This window comes from Sporolactobacillus sp. BBK16-2 (assembly GCF_059878335.1).
In genome coordinates this window covers 454,054-479,858 of the sequence record NZ_CM187611.1, presented here as the reverse complement: position 1 = coordinate 479,858, position 25,805 = coordinate 454,054, and the positions used below count along the sequence as shown (strand labels likewise).

At 46.3% G+C, this 25,805-nt stretch carries 24 protein-coding genes; 8 read left to right on the top strand and 16 right to left on the bottom strand.

The window, feature by feature from the left end:
• Positions 1-72 precede the first annotated feature (72 nt).
• The 7 genes from AC6F33_RS02530 to AC6F33_RS02500 form a co-directional block, all read right to left on the bottom strand.
• Positions 73-888, bottom strand: coding sequence for a basic amino acid ABC transporter substrate-binding protein (locus AC6F33_RS02530; protein ID WP_500777651.1), 816 nt, complete (start codon positions 886-888; stop codon positions 73-75).
• A 185-nt stretch (positions 889-1,073) separates the two neighbouring features.
• Positions 1,074-1,685 (bottom strand): nitroreductase family protein, encoded by a 612-nt coding sequence (locus tag AC6F33_RS02525; protein WP_255747367.1) that lies wholly within the window; start codon positions 1,683-1,685, stop codon positions 1,074-1,076.
• Positions 1,686-1,769: 84 nt separating this feature from the next.
• Positions 1,770-2,105 (bottom strand): winged helix-turn-helix transcriptional regulator, encoded by a 336-nt coding sequence (locus AC6F33_RS02520; RefSeq protein ID WP_255747369.1) that lies wholly within the window; start codon positions 2,103-2,105, stop codon positions 1,770-1,772.
• Positions 2,106-2,212: 107 nt separating this feature from the next.
• Entirely contained in the window at positions 2,213-3,478 is a 1,266-nt protein-coding gene (locus tag AC6F33_RS02515) for an MFS transporter (protein WP_500777650.1), read from the bottom strand.
• 48 nt (positions 3,479-3,526) lie between these two features.
• Positions 3,527-3,949 (bottom strand): MarR family winged helix-turn-helix transcriptional regulator, encoded by a 423-nt coding sequence (locus AC6F33_RS02510; RefSeq protein WP_255747372.1) that lies wholly within the window; start codon positions 3,947-3,949, stop codon positions 3,527-3,529.
• 444 nt (positions 3,950-4,393) lie between these two features.
• The gene (locus AC6F33_RS02505) at positions 4,394-5,578 is read right to left on the bottom strand and encodes an MFS transporter (RefSeq protein WP_255747419.1); all 1,185 of its coding nucleotides are present in this window, start codon (positions 5,576-5,578) and stop codon (positions 4,394-4,396) included.
• Positions 5,579-5,725: 147 nt separating this feature from the next.
• Positions 5,726-6,229: a P-loop NTPase family protein gene (locus AC6F33_RS02500; protein WP_500777649.1), complete on the bottom strand. Its 504-nt coding sequence runs from the start codon at positions 6,227-6,229 to the stop codon at positions 5,726-5,728.
• A gap of 140 nt (positions 6,230-6,369) precedes the next feature.
• Between AC6F33_RS02500 and hemH the strand changes: the two genes are divergently transcribed.
• Positions 6,370-7,338, top strand: coding sequence for a ferrochelatase (gene hemH, locus AC6F33_RS02495; protein ID WP_500777648.1), 969 nt, complete (start codon positions 6,370-6,372; stop codon positions 7,336-7,338).
• A gap of 40 nt (positions 7,339-7,378) precedes the next feature.
• On the opposite strand, the gene AC6F33_RS02490 is transcribed toward hemH, so the two are convergent.
• The 7 genes from AC6F33_RS02490 to AC6F33_RS02460 all read right to left on the bottom strand — a co-directional run bounded on the left by AC6F33_RS02490 (position 7,379) and on the right by AC6F33_RS02460 (position 12,120).
• Positions 7,379-7,834, bottom strand: a complete 456-nt coding sequence (locus AC6F33_RS02490; RefSeq protein WP_480947971.1) for a heme-degrading domain-containing protein — start codon at positions 7,832-7,834, stop codon at positions 7,379-7,381.
• A 15-nt stretch (positions 7,835-7,849) separates the two neighbouring features.
• On the bottom strand, positions 7,850-9,037 hold the full coding sequence (locus AC6F33_RS02485) for an MFS transporter (protein WP_500777647.1): 1,188 nt from the start codon (positions 9,035-9,037) through the stop codon (positions 7,850-7,852).
• Between the two features lie 27 nt (positions 9,038-9,064).
• A complete protein-coding gene (locus AC6F33_RS02480; protein WP_255747382.1) occupies positions 9,065-9,802 on the bottom strand; it encodes an IclR family transcriptional regulator in 738 nt (245 codons plus the stop codon).
• Between the two features lie 312 nt (positions 9,803-10,114).
• Positions 10,115-10,399 (bottom strand): hypothetical protein, encoded by a 285-nt coding sequence (locus AC6F33_RS02475; RefSeq protein ID WP_500777646.1) that lies wholly within the window; start codon positions 10,397-10,399, stop codon positions 10,115-10,117.
• Positions 10,400-10,516: 117 nt separating this feature from the next.
• Positions 10,517-10,669, bottom strand: a complete 153-nt coding sequence (locus AC6F33_RS02470) for a hypothetical protein (protein WP_255747386.1) — start codon at positions 10,667-10,669, stop codon at positions 10,517-10,519.
• Between the two features lie 65 nt (positions 10,670-10,734).
• Entirely contained in the window at positions 10,735-11,529 is a 795-nt protein-coding gene (locus AC6F33_RS02465) for an aldo/keto reductase (RefSeq protein WP_255747420.1), read from the bottom strand.
• Positions 11,530-11,700: 171 nt separating this feature from the next.
• Positions 11,701-12,120 carry a DUF1801 domain-containing protein gene (locus AC6F33_RS02460; RefSeq protein ID WP_255747422.1) on the bottom strand — a complete coding sequence of 140 codons (420 nt, stop codon included), beginning with the start codon at positions 12,118-12,120 and terminating at the stop codon, positions 11,701-11,703.
• 202 nt (positions 12,121-12,322) lie between these two features.
• On the opposite strand from AC6F33_RS02460, the gene AC6F33_RS02455 reads away from it, so the two are divergent.
• On the top strand, positions 12,323-15,253 hold the full coding sequence (locus AC6F33_RS02455) for an insulinase family protein (RefSeq protein ID WP_500777645.1): 2,931 nt from the start codon (positions 12,323-12,325) through the stop codon (positions 15,251-15,253).
• Between the two features lie 373 nt (positions 15,254-15,626).
• Here the strand turns inward: AC6F33_RS02455 and AC6F33_RS02450 are convergent, their stop codons facing one another.
• Both AC6F33_RS02450 and sacB read right to left on the bottom strand, forming a co-directional pair.
• Positions 15,627-17,195: a glycoside hydrolase family 32 protein gene (locus AC6F33_RS02450; RefSeq protein WP_500777644.1), complete on the bottom strand. Its 1,569-nt coding sequence runs from the start codon at positions 17,193-17,195 to the stop codon at positions 15,627-15,629.
• 205 nt (positions 17,196-17,400) lie between these two features.
• Positions 17,401-18,858, bottom strand: a complete 1,458-nt coding sequence (gene sacB, locus AC6F33_RS02445; RefSeq protein WP_500777643.1) for a levansucrase — start codon at positions 18,856-18,858, stop codon at positions 17,401-17,403.
• A gap of 550 nt (positions 18,859-19,408) precedes the next feature.
• Here sacB and AC6F33_RS02440 point away from each other — a divergent pair.
• The 6 genes from AC6F33_RS02440 to AC6F33_RS02415 all read left to right on the top strand — a co-directional run bounded on the left by AC6F33_RS02440 (position 19,409) and on the right by AC6F33_RS02415 (position 25,736).
• Positions 19,409-20,122, top strand: a complete 714-nt coding sequence (locus tag AC6F33_RS02440; protein ID WP_500777642.1) for an MBL fold metallo-hydrolase — start codon at positions 19,409-19,411, stop codon at positions 20,120-20,122.
• Between the two features lies 1 nt (position 20,123).
• Positions 20,124-20,696: a TetR/AcrR family transcriptional regulator gene (locus tag AC6F33_RS02435; protein ID WP_500777641.1), complete on the top strand. Its 573-nt coding sequence runs from the start codon at positions 20,124-20,126 to the stop codon at positions 20,694-20,696.
• A gap of 1,450 nt (positions 20,697-22,146) precedes the next feature.
• Positions 22,147-22,758: an MptD family putative ECF transporter S component gene (locus tag AC6F33_RS02430; RefSeq protein WP_255747395.1), complete on the top strand. Its 612-nt coding sequence runs from the start codon at positions 22,147-22,149 to the stop codon at positions 22,756-22,758.
• Positions 22,755-23,444 carry an energy-coupling factor transporter transmembrane component T gene (locus AC6F33_RS02425; protein WP_255747396.1) on the top strand — a complete coding sequence of 230 codons (690 nt, stop codon included), beginning with the start codon at positions 22,755-22,757 and terminating at the stop codon, positions 23,442-23,444. Before AC6F33_RS02430 ends, AC6F33_RS02425 begins: the two co-directional genes overlap by 4 nt.
• A complete protein-coding gene (locus tag AC6F33_RS02420) occupies positions 23,441-24,847 on the top strand; it encodes an ABC transporter ATP-binding protein (RefSeq protein ID WP_255747397.1) in 1,407 nt (468 codons plus the stop codon). Before AC6F33_RS02425 ends, AC6F33_RS02420 begins: the two co-directional genes overlap by 4 nt.
• A gap of 262 nt (positions 24,848-25,109) precedes the next feature.
• The gene (locus AC6F33_RS02415; protein WP_500777640.1) at positions 25,110-25,736 is read left to right on the top strand and encodes an NADPH-dependent F420 reductase; all 627 of its coding nucleotides are present in this window, start codon (positions 25,110-25,112) and stop codon (positions 25,734-25,736) included.
• Positions 25,737-25,805 lie beyond the last annotated feature (69 nt).

Sequence of the window (25,805 nt, the reverse complement as noted above, 5' to 3'; positions counted from 1 at the left end):
CTCCCCTAACTTAAAAAGTTGCTTAACAAGATCGTTAAGCAACCTCTATCTGTAACTCGTTGGTTTAAAAGCTTATTGCTGAGCTTTCAATGTATCAAGGTCCGGAGAAACTTTAAACCATTTTTTATAGATTTTTACATAAGTACCGTCGCTGTACAGCTTGTTGATTGCCTTGTCGAAGACCGGTTTCAGCTTGCTGTCTTTCGGGTACATGATCCCGTAGAATTCAGGTTCGAATGCATCTTTGTCTTCAACGACCTTCAAATTCTTGCTTGGGTTGTTGCGTGCATATTGCTCAATTACCGTGTTGTCGGCAACGACCGCATCAGCACCCTTGTTTAGCATTTCCATGATTGCCAGGTTGATCGTCTTGAACTTTTTAAGCTTTGGATTGTTCTTGCCGACAATTTTTTCAACCGCAGCTTGTCCGGTTGTGCCTTGTTGAACGGCAATCGTTTTTCCCTTCAGGTCGGCAGCTGATTTAATCGTGCTGCTTTTAGCTACAAGAATTTTGTTTGTTGAAAGGAAGTAAGGTTTAGAGAAATCATAGGTCTTTGCACGATCAGCAGTGATTGAGATTGCTGAAATACTCATATCAGCCGTCTTTGATTTCAGTTCGGCAAACACAGGGTCCCAACCGACATTGACCAGTTTGTATTTGTAACCGGAAGCTTTGCTGAGCGCCTTCATAATGTCAACATCAAAACCGACCATCTTACCCTTGTCCAAACTTTCAAATGGCGGATAAGTCGCATCGTTAACCACGCGCAATACTTTTTTCGTTGCTGCTTTCTTAGATGATGAACCGCTGCCGCTGCCGGATGAACAGGCCGTGAATATTAAAACGAATGCCAGTAAAAGTGATAAAACAGATAATTTCTTTATCATTTAAAGCTTCCCCCTGTATCTTTCTAATTAATTGCGAATTAAATTATTTTTAATTATACTCTCTCTTTGAAAGTGATAGCAAGATAAAAGTTGAATTTTAGAACAATTTAAGCATTTTCATGAGAGGAAAGCTGACAAAAAGACCGAAGAGGTCATCCCCTTCGGTCTTTGCTAAGTATCGTGAATCAGCCGAATACTTTGACGCGTTCGTCGATCGGTGCGAATTCCTTTTCACCAGCCGGTGCTGCACTATTGCCAAATGGCATTTGCGCACGGAGCTTCCAGTTCTTCGGAAGATTAAATTCTGATTGAACCGCCTCGTCGATCAGCGGATTGTAGTGTTGCAGTGATGCACCGACGCCGATTTCAGACAGTGCAGTCCATACTGCAAATTGTGTGATCCCTGTGCTGTGTTCCGACCATACAGGGAAGTTGTCGGCATACAGTGCGAATTGTTCCTGCAGACTTTTAACAACATCCTGATCTTCGAAGAACAGTATGGTTCCGACACCTGCGTTAAATGAAGCGAGCTTTTGTGCGGTTGAGTCGAATGGCTGACCTTCAGGAATTACTTTGCGCAGTTCCTTTTCTGCAATACCGCCTTCACCCCAAATTTTTTCACTCTCAGCTCCGAACAAGACAACAGCATGCGCCGTCTGTGAGTTGAAAGCGGAAGGTGAGTATTTGACTGCATCCTGAATCGTCTTAATGATTTCTTCCTTGCTTGCTTTCACGTTCTTATCTAAGGCATAGATGGATCTGCGATTTTCGATTGCATTAATAAATGTGTTTGCCATGAGTAAAAACACTCCTTAACTAATTAATTTTTCTTTACTTACATAAGTATAGTTTATGATTAAAAAAAAGTAAACCATTTGCACTTACTTTTTTTCAGTCGCATGTTCTCCATACCATTTGTTCGCCCAATTGTGTACTTCTTCCAAAATCGGTTTCGATTCGATTCCCATCTCAGTCAAACGATAGGTAACCTGGACCGGATAGCCCGTGTCGACCATACGTTGAATAATGCCCATCTCTTCCAACTCTCTCAGCCGTGCGGACAGCATCCGATCACTTAATTCAGGAATTGCTGCAGAGATTGAACTAAAATGAGTTTCCCCAGATAGGAGCACTTCTATAATCAAACCATTCCATTTTTTTCCTAGAATCTGAAAAGCTTTCTCAAATTTGGGACAGACTGAAACCGCTCTTTGCATAATGCTCACCCCTCTCTATATTGTACTATACATACAAAAAATAACCAACTAACTTTTATTAATTAAGTGTCTTTTTATCCTATTCGTAGTTTGTCATTTAAAAAGGGTCAAACTGGTCGACCGTCTAGGCTGTTCACATGCGTCTTTTTCGCAATGCAAAGCGACATCATCGCAGCGAGCAGACATGCCGCCCCGGCCGAGATGAAAGGAACGTTATAGCTTCCGAGCATGTCGCGCATCACTCCGGCGCCATATGCGGCAATGGAAGCCCCAAGCTGGTGGGCGACTGCCACCCATCCAAAGATCATGCCCGCTTTTGCGTTGCCGAATTCTTTTGCGGCGAGCTTCACCGTCGGCGGCACGGTTGCAATCCAGTCCAAGCCATAGAAAACGGTAAAAATCATTAACATTGGATTCGAAGCATCGAGCGCATAGGGAAGAAAAAGAAGCGAAAGCCCGCGCAGACTATAATACCAAAACAGAAGCTTTCGGCTGTCCATGCGATCAGACAGCCAGCCGGACAACGTGGTGCCAAGCAGATCGAATACACCCATCGTCGCCAACATGCCCGCCGTTGTGACCTCCGGGATACCATGATCGTGGCCCGCCGGGATGAAATGTGTCCCAATTAAGCCGTTGGTCGAGAGTCCGCAGAAGAAAAAGGTGCCGGCAAGCAACCAAAACGTGCGATTCGTTAAGGACGATCGCAGTGCAACCAGCGGCGCGAGCAATGCGTTCTCTTTGATCTGCTCCGGTTTGACCACTTTTGTTGATCCATATGGCGCAAGACCCAAATCATACGGATGGTCACGCATCCAAACGGCAACGATAACCATTAATACCGCGATCACTGCGACAATTGTGATCATCGCATAGCGCCAACCGGCATCAACCGTTATTTTGGCGAGCAATGGAAGGAAAAGCAACTGACCGGTCGCTGCACTGGCTGTCAATATTCCTACAACCAAACCGCGCCGCTTCTGAAACCAATTGCCGCTCACGGTTACTCCAAGCACATTTGCCATCATACCCGTGGCTAATCCGGAAACAAGTCCCCATAATAGTTCGAATTGCCATAAAGCATTCATTATTGGTGTCAACGCCAAGCTCGCTCCAAGTACTGTTAGCGAAATCACGACCATCTTTCGTATCCCGAAACGCAGCAGTAAAATCGCCGAGAACGGACCAACCAAGCCATATAATAGGATGCCAATCGAAATCACACTGGAAATGCTGCCGCGGCTCCAGCCGAATTCGTTCTGAAATGGAACAATCAGCACGCCCGGCATCGATCGCACACCGGCGGAAACAAGAAGCGTCAGGAACGTGACCAGAACAACAACCCAGCCATAGTGTATTTTTGCTAACTTCATACGTCACCTCGAGTCTTTTTTTTTCGTCGTATACAAAACTCGGTTCATTTATTTTTCTTTAAGCTGATCACTTGAGCGCACCAGTTCTTGTGACAAAAGATCAGATGCTTCTTTGCCCAGCACGCGCTCATACCTTTGATGAAGTCGGTTTGACGCATTGCGAATCTCTTGTTCCAGTGCTCGTCCGGAGGCAGTCGGATAAACAAGCACCGTTTTTCCCTGCGTCTTCCTGCGCACAAGTTCTCTTCGTTCAAGCTTCTCGATAAATCGCGTTAATGTGGAGGGCGCAATATCCAATTGTTCGGCCAGTTTTTTCTGCGTGCTCCCCGGATCCTCAATAACGAGTAACAGTAAATAACCGTACATCGGGCTGAACCCGGTCGGCGCGAATTCTTCATCCGCCATTTTAGTGATGACCCGACTTAATCGATTGGTTGTAAAATAGAGACAGTTATAGCGAAAGTCGCTCACTTTGCAGCGCCTCCTTTTTTATTTTAAGGTTTTTAATTTTCGTTTGTATGTACAACTAAATATATAAAAACTGGTTTAAGATGTCAAGACGGTCAGTCGCACGTAAAATAAGCGGAGATATTCCGGTTATGTGCACCATGGAGCTTTTTTCGCGAGTACATAAGAGTAATTTTTCCGGTTATGCAAAGCAAAGCCTTCCATTTTTACGTTTTTCGATTCGATAAGCGTAATTTCTCCATCTATTTAAGCTATTTTATCGTTCGTATTCTAAATAAGCGGAAATTCTCCATCTATTTATCAAATTGAGCACTTGCCGCAGACGATCCGGGAGCCACCTCGTGCAGACTCGTGCCTGCACTTTGATTCACAAGCTCTTGTTTGGCCACTTGTAAAAAAGAGCATCTCAAAGTCAAAAACAGACTTTTGAGACGCCCTCTTCATCACTTATTCTTTTAATGGTCGAATCGGCAGCAGCATGCCGATCAAGACGATCGCTGCGGCACCAAGGAAGATCCACTGCATTGAGTTACCGGCTGCTACAAAGGACAAGGCCAGAAATACAGCCAAGTCGCAGCATGAGTCGACGATCGACAGCAGCGAGATCGTCGTCGCACGAACCGTTGATGGAATGTAATCGTTACTGATCTGCGAATAGATCGGATATCGGATCACTTGAACGATCCGCAGTAAAATGAATACACCGATCGCAAGCCACAGCGTCGATCCCGTAAATGCTGCCAAGACTAAGCCGATAACCGACAACGCGCCGGTTACGAACATTAGCGCAATACGCGAATAATGATCGGTCAGCCAGCCGATTGAACGCGAGGCGAAAAATCCGAGCACGGCGGCACCTGCATAGAACAAACCGACGACTTCAACCGGTATGCCCGCATGAGTCAAGAACGGCTGGTCAAAATTCTTGAACACCGCACCCACTGGAATGAACACGAGCGTGACATTTAGGAACATCAACAGCAGGAGCGGCTTGTGCCTGATCACAAGAAAGCCTTCCTTGACCTGGCGAAGCGGATTCTCGAACGGTTCTGCGGCGCGTTTCGGCTTCTTCAATAAGAGTGTCAGCGCAAGTTCAACCAATTGAAACGCAATGGTGAGCAGAATCAGCAGATCAAATTGCGACGTGCTCAAGTCTTTTGCCGCGTAGGCTCCGAACAGAACCGCGACAATCATGGCAATGAAGCTGCCGGATTGAATTTTCCCCATCGCCTGATCCATCCGATGTTCCTCGCCACTTTCTTTCAGAGACTCATAGATGAATGCCTCATCGGCTCCCGAATAAAAGGTGACGGAAAAACCATTGATAAAGCTGTATGCAAAAAACATCCATGGCTCCGATGCGAAAAGCAGTAAAGCAATACTCGCTATTCTGAGCACGGCACCGGTAATAAAGGAGCATTTGGCACCGAAACGATCTGCGTACACGCCGGTGGGAACCTCCCCAATCAGCACGGCGGCACTCCAGCAGAACAGTACGATGAAAATGTCCTGCGCGCTCAAGCCGCGCTGCATATAAAAAAGTGTCATGACCGGCTGTAGGAAATTCATGGTGCCGAAAAAGTCGGACCAAAATAATAAGCGGATATTATATGAAGCAATTGTTTTCAAAATCGTTCCCACTCTCTAATTAATTTTTGGGTTAATTAGGAAAGCAGGAGATCGTACAAACGTTAGTCCATGCAGCCCCCTGCTTCCTGATTTGAGAAGAAGAGTTGTACTTTTTGCATAGATAAGTCCCCCTATTTTTTGATGCTCTCATTATATCAGATTCAAAATGTTTTGAATGTCTTTCTTGGTTCTTAGAATAACCGTCTTTTCTTGAAAAAGTGCGAAATCATGTAAAACTCGCTGCTTCCCCTGTGTCTGAAATTGTGCATTCCACTCAAACATTCGTCGGAGAATGTGAAGGGTCGGCCGGTAGTTGACTTTTTCCAAACGCAATTCTTGTCGGACAAACCGTTTGAGAATTCGATATTTTCGGATGCGGTTTGGCGGGTCTAGAAAAAGAATCCGATCCGCACGCTGTATGGCGGGCAGTACCCAATCCGCGTACTGAGCACCTTCAATGATCCACGCATCTGTCTTCAGTATGTCTTGCAAAACGGCATCGCGTTCCGACGGTGTTCGACGCCTGTCACCCTCAGAGTGGCGTTCCCAAACCACATTATCGAGCTCATAAGCAGCGACTCCCGTTTTATCTGCGATTTTACGGGCAAAGGTTGTTTTGCCGCTGCCGACCGAGCCGATGATATAGATTTTCATGGGTTCCCCTCCATCCGTTTTTTTCTCCAGTGTAGCGGATCCGAGCATGATCAACCAGACAAATTTTTGCATTTTCTGCGTCCGTGACGGCATTTTTTGGTACACTTGATTTATTCTGTAATGAACGGGAGCCTCTCTTCATGGAAAAAACTGCTGTACTGCTCGTCAATCTCGGAACACCGGATGCTCCGGATGAAAAATCGGTACGCCGCTATTTGGCCGAATTTCTCAGCGATCCGCGCGTGATTGATTTGCCGCGCTGGAAGTGGCTGCCGATTCTGCACGGCATCATTCTGCGCGTGCGTCCGAAGAAATCGGCAATGCTCTATCAATCCGTATGGACAGATGCAGGCTCACCGCTCCTGCTCAATGGACGCCGGCAGCAGGCGGCACTTCAGGAACGATTGACCGATACCGGCGTGAAGGTTGTGCTGGCGATGAGCTACGGAAAGCCTAATTTAGATGCGGAGTTGCAAAAGCTGCATCAATGGGGCGTGCGCCGTCTTGTTGTCGTACCGCTTTATCCGCAATACTCCTCGACGACGGTTGGTTCAATCTGGGACGGACTGCAGCGCTCTCTTGCCGACTGGCGCGATTTGCCTGAGCTGACGTTCATTCGTGATTATCCGGATCAGCCGAGCTATATCGCGACCTTGGCTGATCGCATCCGCAGCTCTATTGCCGAGCACGGTATGCCTGAGCGGCTCCTTCTTTCTTATCACGGGATTCCGATTCGCTACGCGCAAAACGGCGATGACTATCCGCAGCGCTGCCAAATCACAACCGAACTCATCAAGCAGCAGTTTCCGGAGCTATCGATTTTAGAAACCTTCCAGTCGAAATTCGGCAACGAGGAATGGCTGAAACCGGCGACGATTGATACGGTCCGCGCGCTGGCCGCACAAGGCGCAAAGCAGATCGCCGTGATTGCACCCGGCTTCAGTGCCGATTGCTTAGAAACGCTGCAGGAACTTGCGCAAGAAAATGCCAGAGCCTTTTATGAAGCAGGCGGGCAGCAGTTCAGCTACATTCCTGCCGCCAATGATCATCCTTTTTTTATTGATTGTCTGGAAGATCTGGTGCGGCGAAGACTGCATTGCTCCAATTAAAAAAGATCGGGAAGCTGTCCCGATCTTTTTTCTGCATCCATTATTTCTTTAAAAATTTCTGCACTCCGGCAACGGCGTAGTCATGATCCAGCTGCGGCGTCATTCCGGCAACGGTGACCGAACCGATGACCCCTACGTTCCGAACGCGAATCGGGAAAGAGCCGCCGACCGCTTGATATTCGGAAGGCGGGAGCAGTGAATTTTTATCATGGGTCATGCCGCCTGCCTCAAAGCGCTTGCCAATATAAAAGGAGCTATGATTATAATGGTCTACCACTCGTTTCTTTCTCCCAAACCAGTAGACGTTTTCCTCAGAGGTTCCTTCCATTAGATAGGTGAACAGCGGTACGCGATTACGTTCGATATGAATGGCGATTGACTTGCCGTTTCCCTTTGCATAGTCAATCAGCAATAGTCCAAGCTGAAGTGCATCTTCATTAGTGAACTGATCAAATTGCAGTTCATTTTCGAGCTGTTCTAATTCTTGCAAGGTCATCGTGAGTGCCCCCCATTAAAATAGTTTTTGTTTTTTATCCAACCGATAATTGATGATCGCGAGTACACAAGCCGTACCGGACATCAATGCCCCGACCCAAGCCGTATCCAGATAGGTAAAGAAATCAACCGTCCATCCGCCCAGGGTTGACCCGACAGCAATACCTACATTGAAGGCGGAAATATTTAATGCAGATGCAATATCACTCGCCGCAGGGAATAGCTTCTCGGCAAGACCGACCATGTACGCCTGAACACCCGGCGACATCATAAACGCGAACAGACCGAGCAGGCAGATCGAGATAAGACTCAACGTTTTATTCGGCAACAGCCACATCTGCAGCAAAAGCACGACGGACTGGAGCAGGAAAACCAGACGAAGTCCTTTTACAGGATGTGTGTTGGCAATTTTTCCACCCAAAATATTGCCGATTGCGACGGCCACACCGTAGAGGAGAAGAAGCCATGAAATGGACGAGGCAGAAAATCCGCTCACTTTTTCGAGAATCAGCGATAAAAAGGTAAATAAGGTAAATGTTCCGCCAAAGCCGAGACAGGTCATGACAAAGGCCATGAGAATGCGCGGGTTGCCAATGCACTGCATCATGTCCTTCAGCGTGGGTACCTGTGCATTCTGTTTGATGCGGTCAATCGTGAACACGTTGATGATCAGGCCTATTAAGCCCAGCACAGCAATAAGAACAAAGGTCGCGCGCCAGCCAAAATGCTGTCCGATGAATGTGCCTAGAGGAACACCGACGATGGTCGCAATTGTCAATCCGGTAAACACAATAGCAATCGCCGTTCCCCTTCTCTCAGTCGGTACAAGTGAAGCAGCAACGACCGCAGCAATCGCTAAGAAAACACCGTGCGTGACCGCTGTAAGAACACGCGCCAGCATCAGCCATTCATAGTTTCCGGAAACGGCCGCCACAACATTTCCCAGTGTGAAAACGGTCATGAGAAGAATTAAAAAGCCTTTCTTTGGGATACGTCCGGTCAGTGCTGCAATGATTGGTGTGCCAATCGCGATCGCTGCCGCATACCCCGAAATCAGTGTCCCGGCCTTCGTCACAGAAATTTGAAGATCTGCGGCAATCGTTGGCAGCAGGCCGACAATGACAAATTCGGTCGTGCCAATCGCAAACGCACTGATTGCCAGAGAATAGATGCCAACGAGCGCCTTTGTGGACATTTCTTTCATTGTTAAACCTCCATTAAAAAAGTACCATCAGTCAAGCAATTTAGAAATTTGCTTGCTGCAAGCCATCAATTTTTTACTCAGGAGTCTGTCTTTCTTTTTTATGAGCCGGGATGCCGGTCCGGATAAGGCCACTGCAGCAATCACTCGATCATGATAAAAAATCGGTGCTGCAACACAGCGGAGACCGACTTCCGTCTCTTCATCATCGACGGAGTATCCCTGATCGTGTATGACGGTTAAATGGGCACGAAGCAAGTGAAAATCGGCGAACGTTTTCTCTGTTTTACGCACGAGTGTCAGCTGTCGAAACAAGGACTCGCGCTCATGATCATTGAGAAAGGCAAGGATGGCTTTTCCCAGTGCACTTAAATGTGCAGGCGCCCGGTCACCGATTTCCGAATGACTGCGAATCGCATGATTTCCATCAACCACTTGAGTGGTGACGATATCGGTTCCGATCAGCGTTCCCACATAGACGGTTTCGCCAAGCTCCGCGCTCAGCTGATAAAGCGGTGCCGCCGTCAGCCAATTCACTTTTACTGATTCAGGTGCGGAATAGATGCTGAGTTTATGACTTGCCCGATAGGCTTTTCCTTCTTTTTTCACGTAGCCCATCGCTTCAAGCGTATAGACCAAACGAAAAGCAGTGGATTTATTTAAGTCCAATTGATCAATCATATCGCTAAGTGTCAGCTCTTCTGTCTGACGCAAAGCATCCAAAATCAGGAGTCCCTTTTTTAAGGTGGCCACCTCATATTGACTCATTCGGTTCACCTCTTTCTTGGATGTGCTCATCTTAAACAGAAAAAGGCCGGAAATCAAATATCGATTCTATTGTTTCTATAATTGAAACTTGGGGACGGGTATTAAAATAGCCGGAAGCTTCGCGTGCTGCCGGCATTTTTAGATCTATTCGATTTTGGAGCCTGAGTCGGTGTACGCGTTTCTTTTGAAGGATTTTTCACGCGGATTTTATCTGTGGTGTTGCTTGCGAGTTACGATGACCTTGCTTTCTTTTTTAATGCGCGGATCGAGACATCATGTTCGCCGAGCATTTCAAAGATCGCTGCTTGATTTTCAAGCATTTTTGTCCATGGATTGCTGATTGCGATCGACTTTTTCATCAATTTTTTTCACATAGCCATGCAGCTTATCGACGTCGCTGCTCAGCGCTGTCAGTTTCGCATCGGTTGCTTCCTGACGACTGTGAACAGCTTTAAGAATCCGGTTCGTTTCATTAAGCTGCGTCTGCATCAGGTCTTGCTTTTCTTCCATATGGATCATACGTGTTTCCATATTTCCCATGCGGCCGTCCATACTTGTCAGCTTATCGAGGATTAACTCAAGTACCTTTTCACTCATCCGTTTCCCTCCTTCCGTACAATTGCTTCGCTCATGATGTCTGTTCATTTTTGTAATTAAAGTATAGCAAAAAAAATGTAGATTCTAGAAAATGTGTAAGAGAAATTCGCCAATTTGTCAACCACGATTCTGCCCCATCGGAATCACCGCTTCCGCTTGATCACGTGCGTCAGATGCGACCGGCACTGATTTATCGACCGCTTTGACGATTTTATCGAGCAGTTTCATCGATTTATCGAGCAGTTTGCGAAGTTGATCGACCGCTTCCACCGATTTGTTTTGCCCATTAAAAAAAGCCGACTCCGCAAATGGAATCGGCCGCAACGTGTATTCAATTAAAAATCAAAATTGTCCGGGTCAGCGCCTGTGCGGTGATCTGTGTTCAGTGCGTTGATCGCTGCCATGTCTTCAGCTGTAAGCTCGAAATCAAAGAGCTGTCCGTTTTCCTTGATGCGGCTCGCGTTGACTGACTTCGGAATAGCGATCACGCCGCCTTGAATATGCCAACGCAGAATAACTTGAGCCGCTGATTTACCGTATTTCCCGGCAATCGCTTGAATCGTTTCATCCTGGAGCAGCTCGCCGACCATTAAGGGCGCCCAAGCTTCCAGACGAATGCCATGTTTCTCGCAATAATCTTTTAACGGCAGCTGTGAGAGTCGTGGATGACGCTCCACTTGATTGACGACCGGAACAATGTCGGCGTCCTTGAGCAGGTCTTCAAGATGATGGATTTGAAAGTTGCTGACACCGATGGCGCGCACTTTTCCTTCCTTATATAAATGTTCCATCGCACGCCATGTATCTTTATATTTACCGGCAACCGGCCAGTGGATCAAGTAAAGATCAAGATAATCCAGACCAAGTTTATCGAGACTTTCTTGATATGCCTTCAAGGTCGAATCGTATCCTTGATCTGCATTCCACACTTTCGAGGTGATAAACAGATCCTCGCGCGTAAGACCCGTTTCTTTGAGCGCCGCTTTGATTCCTTTTCCAACACCGGCCTCGTTCTGATAAATTGCAGCTGTGTCAATCAGGCGATAGCCCGAATGAATCGCCGTCTGCACGGACTCGGCAGCAACCTGCTGATCGTTCACTCTGAATACGCCCAGCCCCATGATTGGCATTGATACGTCATTATTTAAAACCACTGTTTTCTGTGTCAATGGTCACCCTCCTTTATAAGTCTTCTTATTAAGTATAAAAGATAAAGTTCTTTTTAAATAGTACGCACCTTATTGTTATATAGGCACAAAAAAGTAACCATGATCAGAATGACTACTTTCCCCCGGTTTCATTCAGCAGTCTTGCTTTTTTGAAAAGACCACAGCCGTATGAATCATATTTTTCAGCACCTCGGCATTTATATCCGCAAGCTTATTGACGTAGATGCAGGCTTTTCCTCGTGTATGTTTGCCAAAATCCGGTGCAAATTTTTCATAATCCTCATCTTCCATCATCAGGTACAGGCTGATCTTCGCTTTTCTCGGAGAAAATCCGGTAAGCGGGGCATCGCCTTCATGCCCGGAGGCGTACTTATAATGATACGAGCCGAATCCGATAATGCTCGGTCCCCACATTTTTGCCTCATAACCAGTTGTTTCTGTAAAGAGATTGAGCAACCGATAAGTGTCCTCGCGTTTTTTCGGATTTTCCACCGTTTCAATAAATTCAATCACACTGTTGTCGGTCTCTTTCGTTTTTGGTTCGTAGCCCATATTCGTCACCTCACTCATTTTTTTGCCTTCAGTATGAAAATGACCTTTCCTGTACATTTTAAACAAAGACGCGAGATCACGGAAAATGCGGATTGTCAAAGGCATTATTTTCTAAATAATACTGTATAATAAAAGTGTTGCCATTTTCAACGTGGCGTGCGCTCGCTTGGAAGCGAAACATGTTTTAATAGGAGGTTACTTAATGGAAACACTCACTCAAAATAAGGTAGTCCATGGTTTTCGACTGCTGCATACCGACACAATCCAAGACATTCACTCAGAAGCCTATGTGTTCGAGCATGAGAAAAGCGGCGCGAGGTTATTGTTTCTGAAAAACGACGATGACAACAAAGTCTTCTCGATCAGTTTCCGCACGCCTCCGGAAAATAACACCGGCGTTTTTCATATTCTTGAGCACTCGGTTCTTTGCGGTTCCGATAAATATCCGGTCAAAGAACCGTTTGTCGAACTGCTCAAGGGTTCGCTGAATACGTTTTTAAATGCGTTCACCTTCAGCGACAAAACGATGTATCCGGTAGCCAGTAAAAATGACAAAGATTTTCAGAACCTGATGGATGTCTATCTCGATGCGGTCTTCCATCCGAATATTTATAAATACAAGGAAATTCTGCAGCAGGAAGGCTGGCACTACGAACTGGAAAAAGCAGACGATCCGATCCATTACAAAGGTGTCGTCTACAACGAAATGAAAGGTGCCTTCTCTTCCCCTGAAGGACTGCTGATGCGCGCGAACCAAAACTCGCTGTTCCCGGACACGAGCTACGGCTATGAATCCGGCGGCGATCCGCTCTACATTCCCGATCTGACCTACGATTACTTCCTGCAATGCCATAAAAAATATTACAGTCCGGCCAACAGCTACATTTATTTGTACGGAAATATGGATATTGAAGAGAAGCTTGCCTATCTCGATCAGGCTTATCTTGCCGGTTATGATCGCATTGAGGTCGATTCCTCAATCGCAGTACAGAAGCCGATTGGCAAAATTAATGAAATCATCAAGGAATATCCGGTGCTCCCTGATGCAGACTTGAATGATAAAACATATTTGAGCATGAATTTCGCCGTGTCGACCTCTACCGATCCGGAAACGTATCTGGCGTTCGATATTCTCGATTATCTGCTGCTTGACAGTCCTGCCGCACCGCTGAAAAAGGCAATTCTCGACGCAGGCATCGGTCAGGATGTGTTCGGCTCCTACGATAACAGCATTCTGCAGCCGTTTTTCTCAGTAAATGTAAAGAATGCAAACGAGAGTCAGAAGGAAGCCTTTAAGAAGGTTGTTTTCGATACGCTGAGAACGTTCGTCAAAGACGGTTTGGATAAAAAACAGATTGAAGCGGCGATCAACGTTAAAGAATTCCAGCTGCGTGAAGCGGATTACGGTTCCATGCCGAAGGGCCTGATCTACAGCATTATGTCGATGGACAGCTGGTTGTATGACGAAGATCCGTTCATACATTTGAAATTTGAAAGCACCTTGGCAAAAATCAAGCAAGCGTTGACGAGCAACTATTTCGAAGCGTTGATTGAAAAATATCTGATTAACAGCAATCACCAAACTTTTGTTACGATTGCGCCGTCTAAAACAATTGCGGAAAAAGAAGCGAAGAAAGTCGAAGCTGCTTTAGCAGATGCAAAGCAAAAGCTGGATGCGGAAGGCGTGCAACAAATTATTGATGAGACGAAAAAGCTGAAAGAGCGTCAATCCAGTGCTGATACTCCTGAAGATTTGCGTAAAATCCCGACCCTTGCGCTGTCTGATGTTGAGCGGAAAGCGGAAGACCTACCGCTCAAGGAGACTGCAATCGACGACGTCAAAACACTCTACCATGATCTGGAAAGCAACAAGATTGCCTACGTTAATCTTTATTTTGATGCGACGGCGGTCCCTGCAGATCAAATTTCCTGTCTTACACTTTTGCAGGAAGTACTTGGAAAAGTCGATACGGAAAAATACGCCTACTCGGATTTGGTCAGCGAAATCAACATTCAAACCGGCGGCATTGATTTTGACAATCAGACCTTCAGTGACAAATCAGATGATGACGCCTATGCACCGAAGTTCTCCGTAAAAACCAAAGTGCTTGTGGAAAAGCTGCCTCAGGCGTTCGCGCTGATCCATGAAATCCTGTATCACAGCAAATTTGACAATGCGGCACGTATTCGCGAAATTGTCAAAGAGATCAAGTCGCGCGTGGAGATGTCCTTCAACCAGAATGGTCAATCCGTTGTCGTCCGTCGACTGGGGTCCTACTTCTCGCAGGCAGCGGCTTACAGCGAAAAATTGCGCGGCCTTGATTTCTATCAATTTATTTCAGATCTGGATAAAAATTGGGATGCGCGTATCGACCAGTTGTCCGATACTTTCGCGTCACTTGCAAAGCAGCTGTTTACGAAAACTGCATTGACTGCAAGCGTAACGGGCAACTCCGAACTACTGAGTGCGGTTGAGAAGCAGTTCAGCACACTGGATCTGCAGACACAATCAGCTCCTGGCCGCAGCTCGAATCAATTGCCGGCGCCAGAAGCGAAAAATGAAGGATTGATGACATCCAGCAAGGTCCAGTACGCGGCCAAGGGTGCCAACTTCAAATCGCTCGGCTTCGATTACACAGGCAAGCTTCAGGTTTTGAAAAAAATTCTGTCGCTTGACTATCTGTGGAACCAGGTACGCGTCATGGGCGGTGCGTACGGATGTGGCCTCGCACTCGAGTCCGCGGGCAACATGATTTTCTGGTCATACCGTGACCCGAACCTGAAGGAAACGCTGGCGATCTACGATGAAGCAGCAAAATTCGCTGAAGCGTTCGACGCCGACGATTTCGAAATGACGAAATATATTATCGGAACCTTGTCTGACCTAGATACACCGCTGACCCCGCGCGGCAAGGGCAGCATGGCCGATGCTCAATATTTCAAAAACATTACCCAGGCCGACGTACAGGAAACACGCGACAATGTCCTTGATACAAAGCTGTCGGATATTCAGGCATTCGGCAAACTGCTGAAAAAAGTTACCGATCAAGGTCTGGTCTGCGTCCTCGGCAATGAAGGAAAAATCCAAGAAAACAAAGACCTGTTTCAATCCTGCATCAACATATTCGACTGATTCAGATAAAGAAAGAGCTGTGAGCGATCTGCTCATAGCTCTTTTTTTTAGATTTTGATCTTTCATGGATTCGAGATTCGGTTTAAACTTTTTGAGGTTCGGTCTCACTTTCCTTTGATTCGGTCTAACTCTTTAGCGTTTCGGTCTCACTTTTCCTTGATTCGGTCTAACTTCTGATTTTCGGTCTCACTTTCCTTTGATTCGGTCTAACTCTTTAGCGTTTCGGTCTCACTTTTCCTTGATTCGGTCTAACTTCTGATTTTCGGTCTCACTTTCCTTTGATTCGGTCTAACTCTTCAGCGTTTCGCTCTCACTTTTCCTTGATTCGGTCTAACTTCCCGCGGAGTTTGGTCCATCCGCTTAACCTTGGGCTTTAATGAATTGATCGAAAGTGTTTGATTTCAATGTTACTAAAGACGGCAGTTCCGTCCTCGGAGTACAGACTGATCCCTTGGTCGTTCAGGTTCGGAAAGGCTTCGTTTGTGAGAACGGTTCGCCCATCGTCTGTGAAAACTTCGATACTTGTTTTATCGACAAGGATTTTAAGATGCACGCGTTTGGTATCTTGAGCAAGCGGTGCACGGCTTTCCAAGTACTTTTTACTCTTATCCGGCTGATTTGTGAACGTGCGATTAACATAAAGATAGCCGCCTTCAGCAAATACTCCGACATCGATATGCCGTTTTTCATTGTCGGATTCGCGCAGCCGGAGCCCGACGTTGCGTGCATTGGTCCACGACAGATCGACATCAAGCTGATAGGCAGTTCCGTGCACATCGAGTGTTTTCGAACCATTCACGCGGACTGTTTTCAGCCGCTGCGTTGATTCGACAAGCTTATCCAGTCCGGCAACCGGCTGAGAAGCAAGGCTGTAACCATCGTCCTGCTTAACCAAATGAATTTGGCGCACGACCGAGTTCACGCCGTTGAATTTGTCCTTTTTCAGAGTCGGCGTGGTGTTAGGATAGTCCCAATTATTCATCCATGCGATAGCATAGCGCGAATCGAGCTTGTCTTTCGCCTTTCCGTTATCGAATGTCACGCCGGCATACCAATCGAATCCGTAGTCCAGCCATTGCGGCGTATCTTGATCAGCAGTAAATTTTTTCCCGTCAAAATCACCGGTCCAGTATGCATATGTGTTCGGAAGTCCCTCTGCTTTTCCATTGGCGCTTGCACCGAGCACCCACTTAACCGTTCCGTCACCGGCACGCAGCTGAAAGAGATCCGGGCATTCGATCACTCCTATATTCTGTGTCATGAAACCATCCGTGTAGTGCCAATCCTTTAGATCATTCGATTCATAGAACCCGATTTTCGATCCTTCGGCAAGCAGCAAGATCCATTTATGGCGCGATTCGTCCCAGATCACCTTCGGATCGCGGAAATCCTTGACACCGGGATTGGGCAATATCGAATCCTCATTGTCTTGCTTAAATGTTTTCCCGTCATCGGTGCTGTACCACAGAAATTGCTCCTGATCACGCTGCGCGGGCGGCTGAGTCACAATGGCAACCAGTGCATTTTTTCCAAATCCGGCCGTGTTTTCCGGATCGCGCACAACCGATCCGGTCCAGATGTCACCGTTTTTATTCGTGTATTTTGGAATGGCGACACCATCATCCTTCCAGTGCACGAGATCCTTCGATGTGGCCAGTCGCCACTCCGTCCCGTTCCCTTTCGGATAATCGCGATTGTACAAATAATAATAATGATACTTGCCATTAAAATAGAGCGGCCGCTGCGGATCATTCATCCATTTATCCGGCACTGAGAAATGATAGACCGGTCGATAAGAATCTTCCTTTTTATGTGTCACTTGTTTCTCCTTCGGCCGAAATGATTGAGACAGGACAAGCGCTATTATCACAAGGAGCAGACCGAGCATCACCAGACTGCTCACAATCCAAACTTTTTTATTCACAAGAATAACCTCCAGCATGTCACAGCATTCATCGTCGCACATTTTTTACGCAAAAAATGAAAATGTCGCCTATAATCGACATTATTTTCTCTAATGCTTATTATGATCCATTATGTTCAGGGATATGAATAACCATTTCGCAATCTATTTTTGTGTAAAAAAAGACTCCTGATTTGGAGTCTCAATTTTCCTGCTATGAACTAATGACTTACCTTCTCGATTATTAGTCAATGGTGAGCTGACCTTGATCAAGAATGCTGTCCGGTACAACCGATGACCGTGAGCCTTGAAGTTTCACAAGGAAGCTTGGCGCAAAGGTTGAATGCTGGTCATCAAATGTCCCTCTGTTGGTCATGTAGCTTGTGATGACCACCTTGTTCCCTTTTTTCTGAGGCACAGCAAAATGCGAGTAGTTCCATGTGATGTCATCCGTATCCAGATCCATCTGCAGAACCAGTCCGCTGCCATTCAACGGATGATACGTACCGGTGAGCGAGTCGGATACAAAGCCGAGCATGTACACATCTTTGTCGCTGATTCCGTCAATGGTCATTTTCGCACCGCGTGAATCGGTGAACAGGTACCATTTGCCGTTCATTTTGAATACATTTGCACGCTCAATTTCATCCGTAACCGTGTTCGATGCAATTAAAGGTTTCATAACTTTCTTCAAGGTGTAATCATCATTGAGTTCAATGATTCCAAGCGCACCGTTAGCAAGTGACGCAAGATTCTTTTTCGGGCTGTCGAGCAGCGCTTTGCGTTCCTTTTGGAAATAGCGCAGGTTGCCGCCGTAGAATGCACGATTATTGAATTGGTCATCGCCTTGGTAGCCCACTTTCGTTCCGGTGTTTGCTTCAAATACCAAATATTTGTGTCCGTTATCTTCAACATAGTGCGGATCACGGAATGTGTGGTTGTCCGCGCCTTTGTCGCCGGCTGCGAATTGATCAACGGTTTGATAGTATTTGCCGTCACCAGCGAAAATTGACTTCAAATCTTCGATGCCGTCTACCTTCAATGAGTCTGCGTCCGGCTGTGAGAGATTGATCTGTGCGGTTGTCAGTGTTTGTTTTCCGTAAAGCTTCTTGCCCTCGTCCCAAGGCTGACGGTTGGTATAGAACAAACGCACCTTGCCGTCCTTAGTCAGCGTCGCCGATCCGGACCATTCCTCAGCCTGATCTTTTAATATCTGATCGTTTGTTTTCAGATGATCATCAGCCTGGAAGACGCGTCCTGCATTTTTCCAGCTGTCGATCGATGTATCGCCTTTCTTTTGATAGAAGAGGTAGATGAACGTATCGCTGCCGACTTTCGGATCACCGGCAAGTGCGAAGACAATATTATAGCCCTTGTAATCGGCAACTGTGCCATCTGCATTTTGTAGCGGCCAGCTGTCCCAAACATCCAGGTCAATCGTGTTTCCGTCCTTGTCCTTGCCTATTGCCGACGGAAGATTCTCAATCGTTGATTCATCAAATTCAGGAACCTGGAACCGTTCATTTTCCTGCTGATCCGGAATCTTACTCATATCATAACGTGTCAGATGCGAGATGCCATACGTTTTATTCTTTCCAAAGTAATCAATTGGCTTTGCCGATGCTTGCGTGCTACCGCCAATCATAAAGGTTGTGACAAGCAGCGCGGCTGCCGTCTGTTTTGCGATTTTGCCAATGTGCATGTTTTCCTCTCCCTGTTCCTTATTTGTCTTGCTGCATCATTTCATGGAACCGAGCACCTTGTCTGCGTGCTTCTCTCTTTGTCATTTCCCATGAAAAAGATAATTGTCAACCGGTCGTCAAAATGTCGGCGTCGGTTCCCCACAAGAATACGTGGAAACCAATGAACTCGTCAATTGAGCAAATGAAGGATAAAAACGTAGACTTTGCCAAATGAATTATTTAAATCATAGGTCTTAAGACACATGTACTATTGCATTAATGACAAACAGTGTCATATTCTCTAATGCAGCAGAACAGTTTTTCATTTTGAATGATTGATGTTCGATTCATGCCTGTCCTAAACTCCTTTATACATGTGAAAAATGTAAACGCATGCTCCGTTGTAATTAACGATTTGCATGTATTGTCATGAAAAAGTAATAAAAATGGGTCTAAGAGACCGTGAGCAAAAAATATTTTTGGATAATTTTACTATAAATTAATTTAATTCGCAAAACTAATATTATAAGTTAAAATACTAATAAAATTAGTTTTGTGGAGGTCATTTGTATGCGCCTATTAAAATACGATCACTTTTATCAGCTGACTTTTTTTCCGACTTTGTTTCCCGTGAATTGCTACCTCGTTGAAGAAGAAGATGCACTTACGTTAATCGATTGTGCGCTTCCATCAAGCACACAATCAATTTTGAAAGCTGCAAAACGGATTGGTAAACCGATTACTCGTATTGTCTTGACTCATGCACATGGCGACCATGTCGGTGCACTCGATTCGTTGAAAAAAGCACTCCCGAGTGTCACCGTCTATATTTCCAAACGTGATGCGCGCCTGCTTGCCGGAAAAGTTGACCTTGATCCTGATGAACCACAGCTTCCCATTCGCGGGGGTATCCCTAAAAATATTCAAACCGTACCCGATCGCCTTGTGCAAGAAGGTGATACCATCGGCCGTCTGCTGGTCGTATCCAGTCCCGGTCATACCCCCGGCCATATCGCATTTTTCGATCGAGAATATGGTGCACTTTTTGCCGGTGATGCTTTTCAAGTGCGCGGCGGGATTGCTGTCAGCGGTCAATTAAAATGGTTCTTCCCGTTTCCCGCACTCGCAACATGGAGTAAGGAAAATGCTTACACAAGCGCGAAAAAATTACTCAATTTAAAGCCTCACTATTTGTCCGTAGGGCATGGTCGCGTGCTTGAACACCCGGAACAGGCAATGTCTGGAGCGATCAGCTTCACCGAGCAAAAAATGAAGGAGAATTAAGATGCGCCAAGGACTAACGAAACAGCATATTATTAAACAAGCCGCTCAGCAAATTGAGGAGAACGGTCTGCATAACCTTACGCTCGCCGCGCTCGCTCAGCGACTTCACATCAAAACACCGTCACTTTATAATCACATAAACAATCTAACCGATCTGAGGAACGGCCTGTCCTGTTATGGATTGAGTATGCTCACGGAACAATTGATTCAATCCGCACTGGGTAAATCGCAGGATGATGCCCTGTTCGCCATAGCCGGTACCTACATCGCTTTTGCAAAAGAGCATCCAAATCTCTATGACGCAATCATTCATGTACCTGATCCCACCGATCCCGATCTTCATCAAATCGCAGAAAGGCTGCTTAACTTTTTGTTTAAAATTCTTGAAGGCTATCCTTTGAGTGAGGAGGATCGCGTTCATGCTGTTCGCGGATTGCGCAGTATTGTCCATGGATTTGCCAGTTTGCAGCTGCATCAAGGATTTAACATGAAAAATGATCAAGACGAGTCTTTGAAATGGATTCTTTCCGCTTATCTTGCGGGGCTGAAGTTGAATTTGTCAAATAAGTCATAAAAGATGCTTGTCGATTGATCTGATCCATTAAAAATGCCGCCCGATCACACTGATGATCGAACGGCGTTTATTCTTCTCACCCTTCTAGTTGTGCGTTGAATTCTTGGTTTCGTGCATTGGATCACGATTTTCGTGCATTGAACCTTGGGTTTCGTGCATTGAGCCTTGAGTTTCGTGCATTGAACTCGGTCCGCCCCTCTAGTTGTGCATAGGATTCTTGGTTTCGTGCATTGGATCACGATTTTCGTGCATTGAGCCTTGGGTTTCGTGCATTGAAATTGGCGCACCCTTCTGTTTGTGCATAGAATTCTTGGTTTCGTGCATTGGATCACGATTTTCGTGCATTGAACCTAGGGTTTCGTGCATTGAACTCGGTCCGCCCCTCTAGTTGTGCATAGAATTCTTGGTTTCGTGCATTGGATCACGATTTTCGTGCATTGAGCCTTGGGTTTCGTGCATTGAACTCGGTCCGCCCCTCTGTTTGTGCATAGAATTCTTGGTTTCGTGCATTGGATCACGATTTTCGTGCATTGAACCTAGGGTTTCGTGCATTGAACTCGGTCCGCCCCTCTAGTTGTGCATAGAATTCTTGGTTTCGTGCATTGGATCACGATTTTCGTGCATTGAGCCTTGGGTTTCGTGCATTGAACTCGGTCCGCCCCTCTGTTTGTGCATAGAATTCTTGGTTTCGTGCATTGGATCACGATTTTCGTGCATTGAGCCTTGAGTTTCATGCATTGAACTCGGTCCGCCCCTCTGTTTGTGCATAGAATTCTTGGTTTCGTGCATTGGATCACGATTTTCGTGCATTGAGCCTTGAGTTTCATGCATTGAACTCGGTCCGCCCCCTCTGTTTGTGCATAGAATCCTTGGTTTCGTGCATTGGATCACGATTTTCGTGCATTGAACCTTGAGTTTCATGCATTGAACTCGGTCCGCCCCTCTAGTTGTGCATAGAATTCTTGGTTTCGTGCATTGGATCACGATTTTCGTGCATTGAACCTAGGGTTTTGTGCATTGGATCACGATTTTCGTGCATTGAACCTAGGGTTTTGTGCATTGAACTCGGTCCGCCCCTCTAGTTGTGCGTTGAATTCTTGGTTTCGTGCATTGGATCACGATTTTCGTGCATTGAACCTTGGGTTTCGTGCATTGAATTTGGCCCACCCTTCTAGTTGTGCGTTGAATTCTTGGTTTCGTGCATTGAGTCTTGGGTTTCGTGCATTGTGCTTGACGTATTTCCACCCGAGCCACGCGCAAATAACTTAGTTCGACTAGCAGCTAACATTATGACAGCTTTTTGCCATTTCCATGATATCCGTCTCAAATTGTGACAAATATCATACACTTTTTTCTTTTTTAGTTTTCATCGAATCTTCTATGCTACTATAATAATGCTTTCATTTTTGTCTATTTTGTAACAAATTATTGTCGAAAAGAGGAATTCATCATGGTTTCATCAAAAATACATCAAGAATCATCTCATCTGTCGGTGCGTAATTACGCAACAATCGGCATTTTCAGTGTGCTTATGATTATTTTGGCGATTGCCGTGGCCATTCCGGCAATGTCCGTAGTCTATTTCTCAATGTTCATCAGCAGTCCGTTGATTGCCTTTCTGTCTGCACCTCTATTTACTTTTATGGTCTTGAAAGTGCATAAGCGTGGAACTGTCTTGGTCTACTGTCTGATCATGGCAATTCTGTATTTGATCAGCGGAACGCCTTATCTCGCTGCATGGTTTGTCCTTTCCGCTATTCTGGGCGAACTCGCTATGACCGGACATGATGCGTATAAAAATTTCATTCGAATCACGATCAGCTGGATCATTTGTTCGCTGTTCCGTGCGACAAACGGGATGATCGATATTTGGTTTTTCTCTAAGCAATATCTTGCTTCCGGTGTCAGCAAGGCACACTTTAATCAGGTTGCTCATTATTACTACTCAGTGCCATGGGTCATTTTTATCCTGCTGCTGACTGCCATTGGCGCCCTGCTTGGCGGACTTGTGTCGGCGAAGCTGATGAAGAAACACTTTGTGAAAAGTGGGCTGCTTCGATGAGACGTTCCGCTCTTCATGTGGATTTCCGGGCAAAGCTGGCCGTTTTTGCGCTGATGTTCGTGCTGTCTGCCCTGCTCACGCATGATGGATCGGTTTGTCTTGCCATGCTTTTCATGATGCTTTACCTTTGCGCGCAATCCTTTTACCGCGCAGGCATTATCTATTTTTTTGCCGGATGCGCAATTGCTCTTCTGCGCAGTTTATCCGGATCTGAGGGAATCACCATTTTTCTTCCCGATGTTCTGCTTTTCGCAATCTTGCGTATTTCGCTCGTCATGATGGCTGCTTTTGCAATGGTACGTATGCCGCCTGGGGAAATTACAGCGGCATTTATGAAAATGCGGCTGCCCTCAGCTCTCGCATTGCCAATCACGTTCATGCTCCGCTTCGCACCGACCGTCCGTGGAGAATTTCGGACTGTACTGGCGGCGCTCCGCATGCGTGGTCTGTTGTCTTTGGCTCATCCGCTGCGGGCATTCGAATATACACTGATCCCAATGATTACTCGCAGCTCGGTCATTTCAGATGATTTAGCCGCTTCTGCTGAACTGCGTGGGATCTCCAATCCGGGAACACACAGCTCGCTGCGGTTGATTCGTTTTCGACTGATTGACGGCATTCTACTCATTTTAGCATTCGTTTTTTCGGCGATCTGTCTCTATGTTGACAAGTGGGTGATGATTTGATTGAACTTCAACAGGTTTCATTTTCTTATGGGAACGAGCCTCCGGTTGTTCGCGATCTGAATCTTACTGTAAATAAAGGAGAGCTTGTCGTCATTACCGGCAAAAGCGGCTGCGGGAAAACAACGGTTACGCGCATCATCAATGGCTTGGCGACACACTTCTATAAAGGTGAACTGAACGGCCAGGTTGTGATTGACGGTAAGAACCAACGCGACCTTCCCTTTTGGGCCATTGGGAAGCGGATCGGTGCTGTGCTCCAGGATCCGAGCAGCCAATTCTTCGCAGATCAGGCCATTGACGAAATTGCCTTCGGCTGTGAAAATTACGGACTGGAGCGTCATGAGATGCAGCAGCGTATTTCTCGTGCTGCTGAGAAGACAGGAAGCACTGCGCTGCTTGATCAGCGGCTTCATGATCTTTCGAGCGGTCAGCAACAGCGGCTGGCCATCGCCAGCATCTATGCGATCAATCCGGATACCTATGTATTCGACGAACCATCCGCAAATCTTGATTCAGAGGCAGTTGATCAGCTGTGCCGATTGCTAGCCGCACTAAAAAATGAGGGAAAAACCATACTTATTGCCGAGCATCGTTTGTTCTATTTAACCGAGATCGCTGATCGAATTCTGTATATGGAAAACGGTGTAATCACTGAGACTTTTTCCTCAGCAGAGCTGTCCCGCCTGAACCATGACGATTTGCGCCGACTCGGTCTGCGCTGTGCCAGCCTGCCCGATCTGAATACAAGCGAGCGAAGTACAAATAAGGAAGAAGCCATGGTGATTGAACACCTTTCTTTTGCCTATAAAAAATCACCGGTCATTCACGACTTCAGTCTGCGCATCGGCAAAGGCGACGTGGTCGCTCTCATCGGTCCGAATGGCGCCGGCAAAACAACATTGGTAAAAATTCTGAGCGGATTGATTACGGAAAAATCAGGCCGCATTCTAATAAACCACCGTTCGACTGGTCGCAGACTGCGAAGACGGCACGCTTTTTTTGTCATGCAGCATGCTGACAGCCAGCTGTTCGCCGAAAGCGTGCTTGAAGAAATCCGACTCAGCGCACAAGTTCCTGAACAGGCAGAAACTCTATTGCAATCGTACGGGCTGTTTCCGTTCAAGGATGCTCACCCATCAACATTATCCGGCGGTCAAAAACAGCGATTGCTCCTTGCTGTCGCTGAGAGTATGGAACCCTCAATCCTAATTCTCGATGAACCGACCAGCGGACTTGACGGGGAAAACATGCGGCTGCTTGCAACAAAGCTGCGTCAATTGGCCGCTCAACGAAAAACAGTGCTTGTCATCACGCATGACAAGGAATTCATTACACTGGCATGCACGCGTCTTATTAGGATAGAGCATGGCAGGAAAGTCACTGATGCAGCGATTATACGTTAAAATGCGCCGGAAACGGCGCGTTTTTTATACTATAAGTATATAAATTTTAAGGAAAATGGTATAAGTGCAACTAAGTCTTCGCCTTCGTCAGAGGCTTGGCGAAGCCAAGTTTTCTAATACCGATTCCGTTCCGCGCCTCTTGATCTTGTTTTTAACAATTCACCTAAAAACAAGGTCTGCTCGTCTTGCTTCGAGCCAAGTTGTTAGACGCTCATGTTGATGAATGCTACACTAATCGTGAATAGCGAAAGGAGCGATCATTATGAAAATCGGTTTTATCGGCAGCGGCAATATCGGCCGAACCGTTGCCTCTTGCTTTCTCCGTGCCGGTCATTCCGTTGTGATGTCCAATTCCCGCGGTCCGGAAACACTGTCCGACTTGGTCAAAGAATTAGGTCCTAAGGCAAAAGCTGCCACTGCGGAACAAGCAGCACATGAGGGTGACTTGATTGTTGTGACGGTACCGCTTTATGCGCTTCCTAAATTATCAACCTCCGGAACGGATGGCAAAGTAATTATTGATACCATGAACTATTATCCATTCCGAGATGGGCATATCGCATCGCTTGATGACGGAACGGCAACGACCAGTGAATTGACGGCGGAACATTTTCCGAATGCACGCGTAGTCAAAGCGTTCAACTCAATCATTGCTTCAGAAATTCAAACAACTGCCAAACCGCAAGGCGATCCGCAACGACGAACGCTCCCGATTGCCGGAAACGACGCGGAAGCAAAGAAAACAGTCATCGACTTGATTGAATCCATTGGTTTCGATGTCTATGACGCCGGCGCGCTGCATGAAGGCTATCGTTTTCAAAATGGCACTCCTGCTTACTGTGCCCGTGCGAACCGTGACGAATTGATTCATCTTCTGCAACAAGCGTGATTTCTATCTAGTTGACATAAACTAAAGGCGGCACAGCGAAAAAAAATCGCTGTGCCGATTTTTAACGTC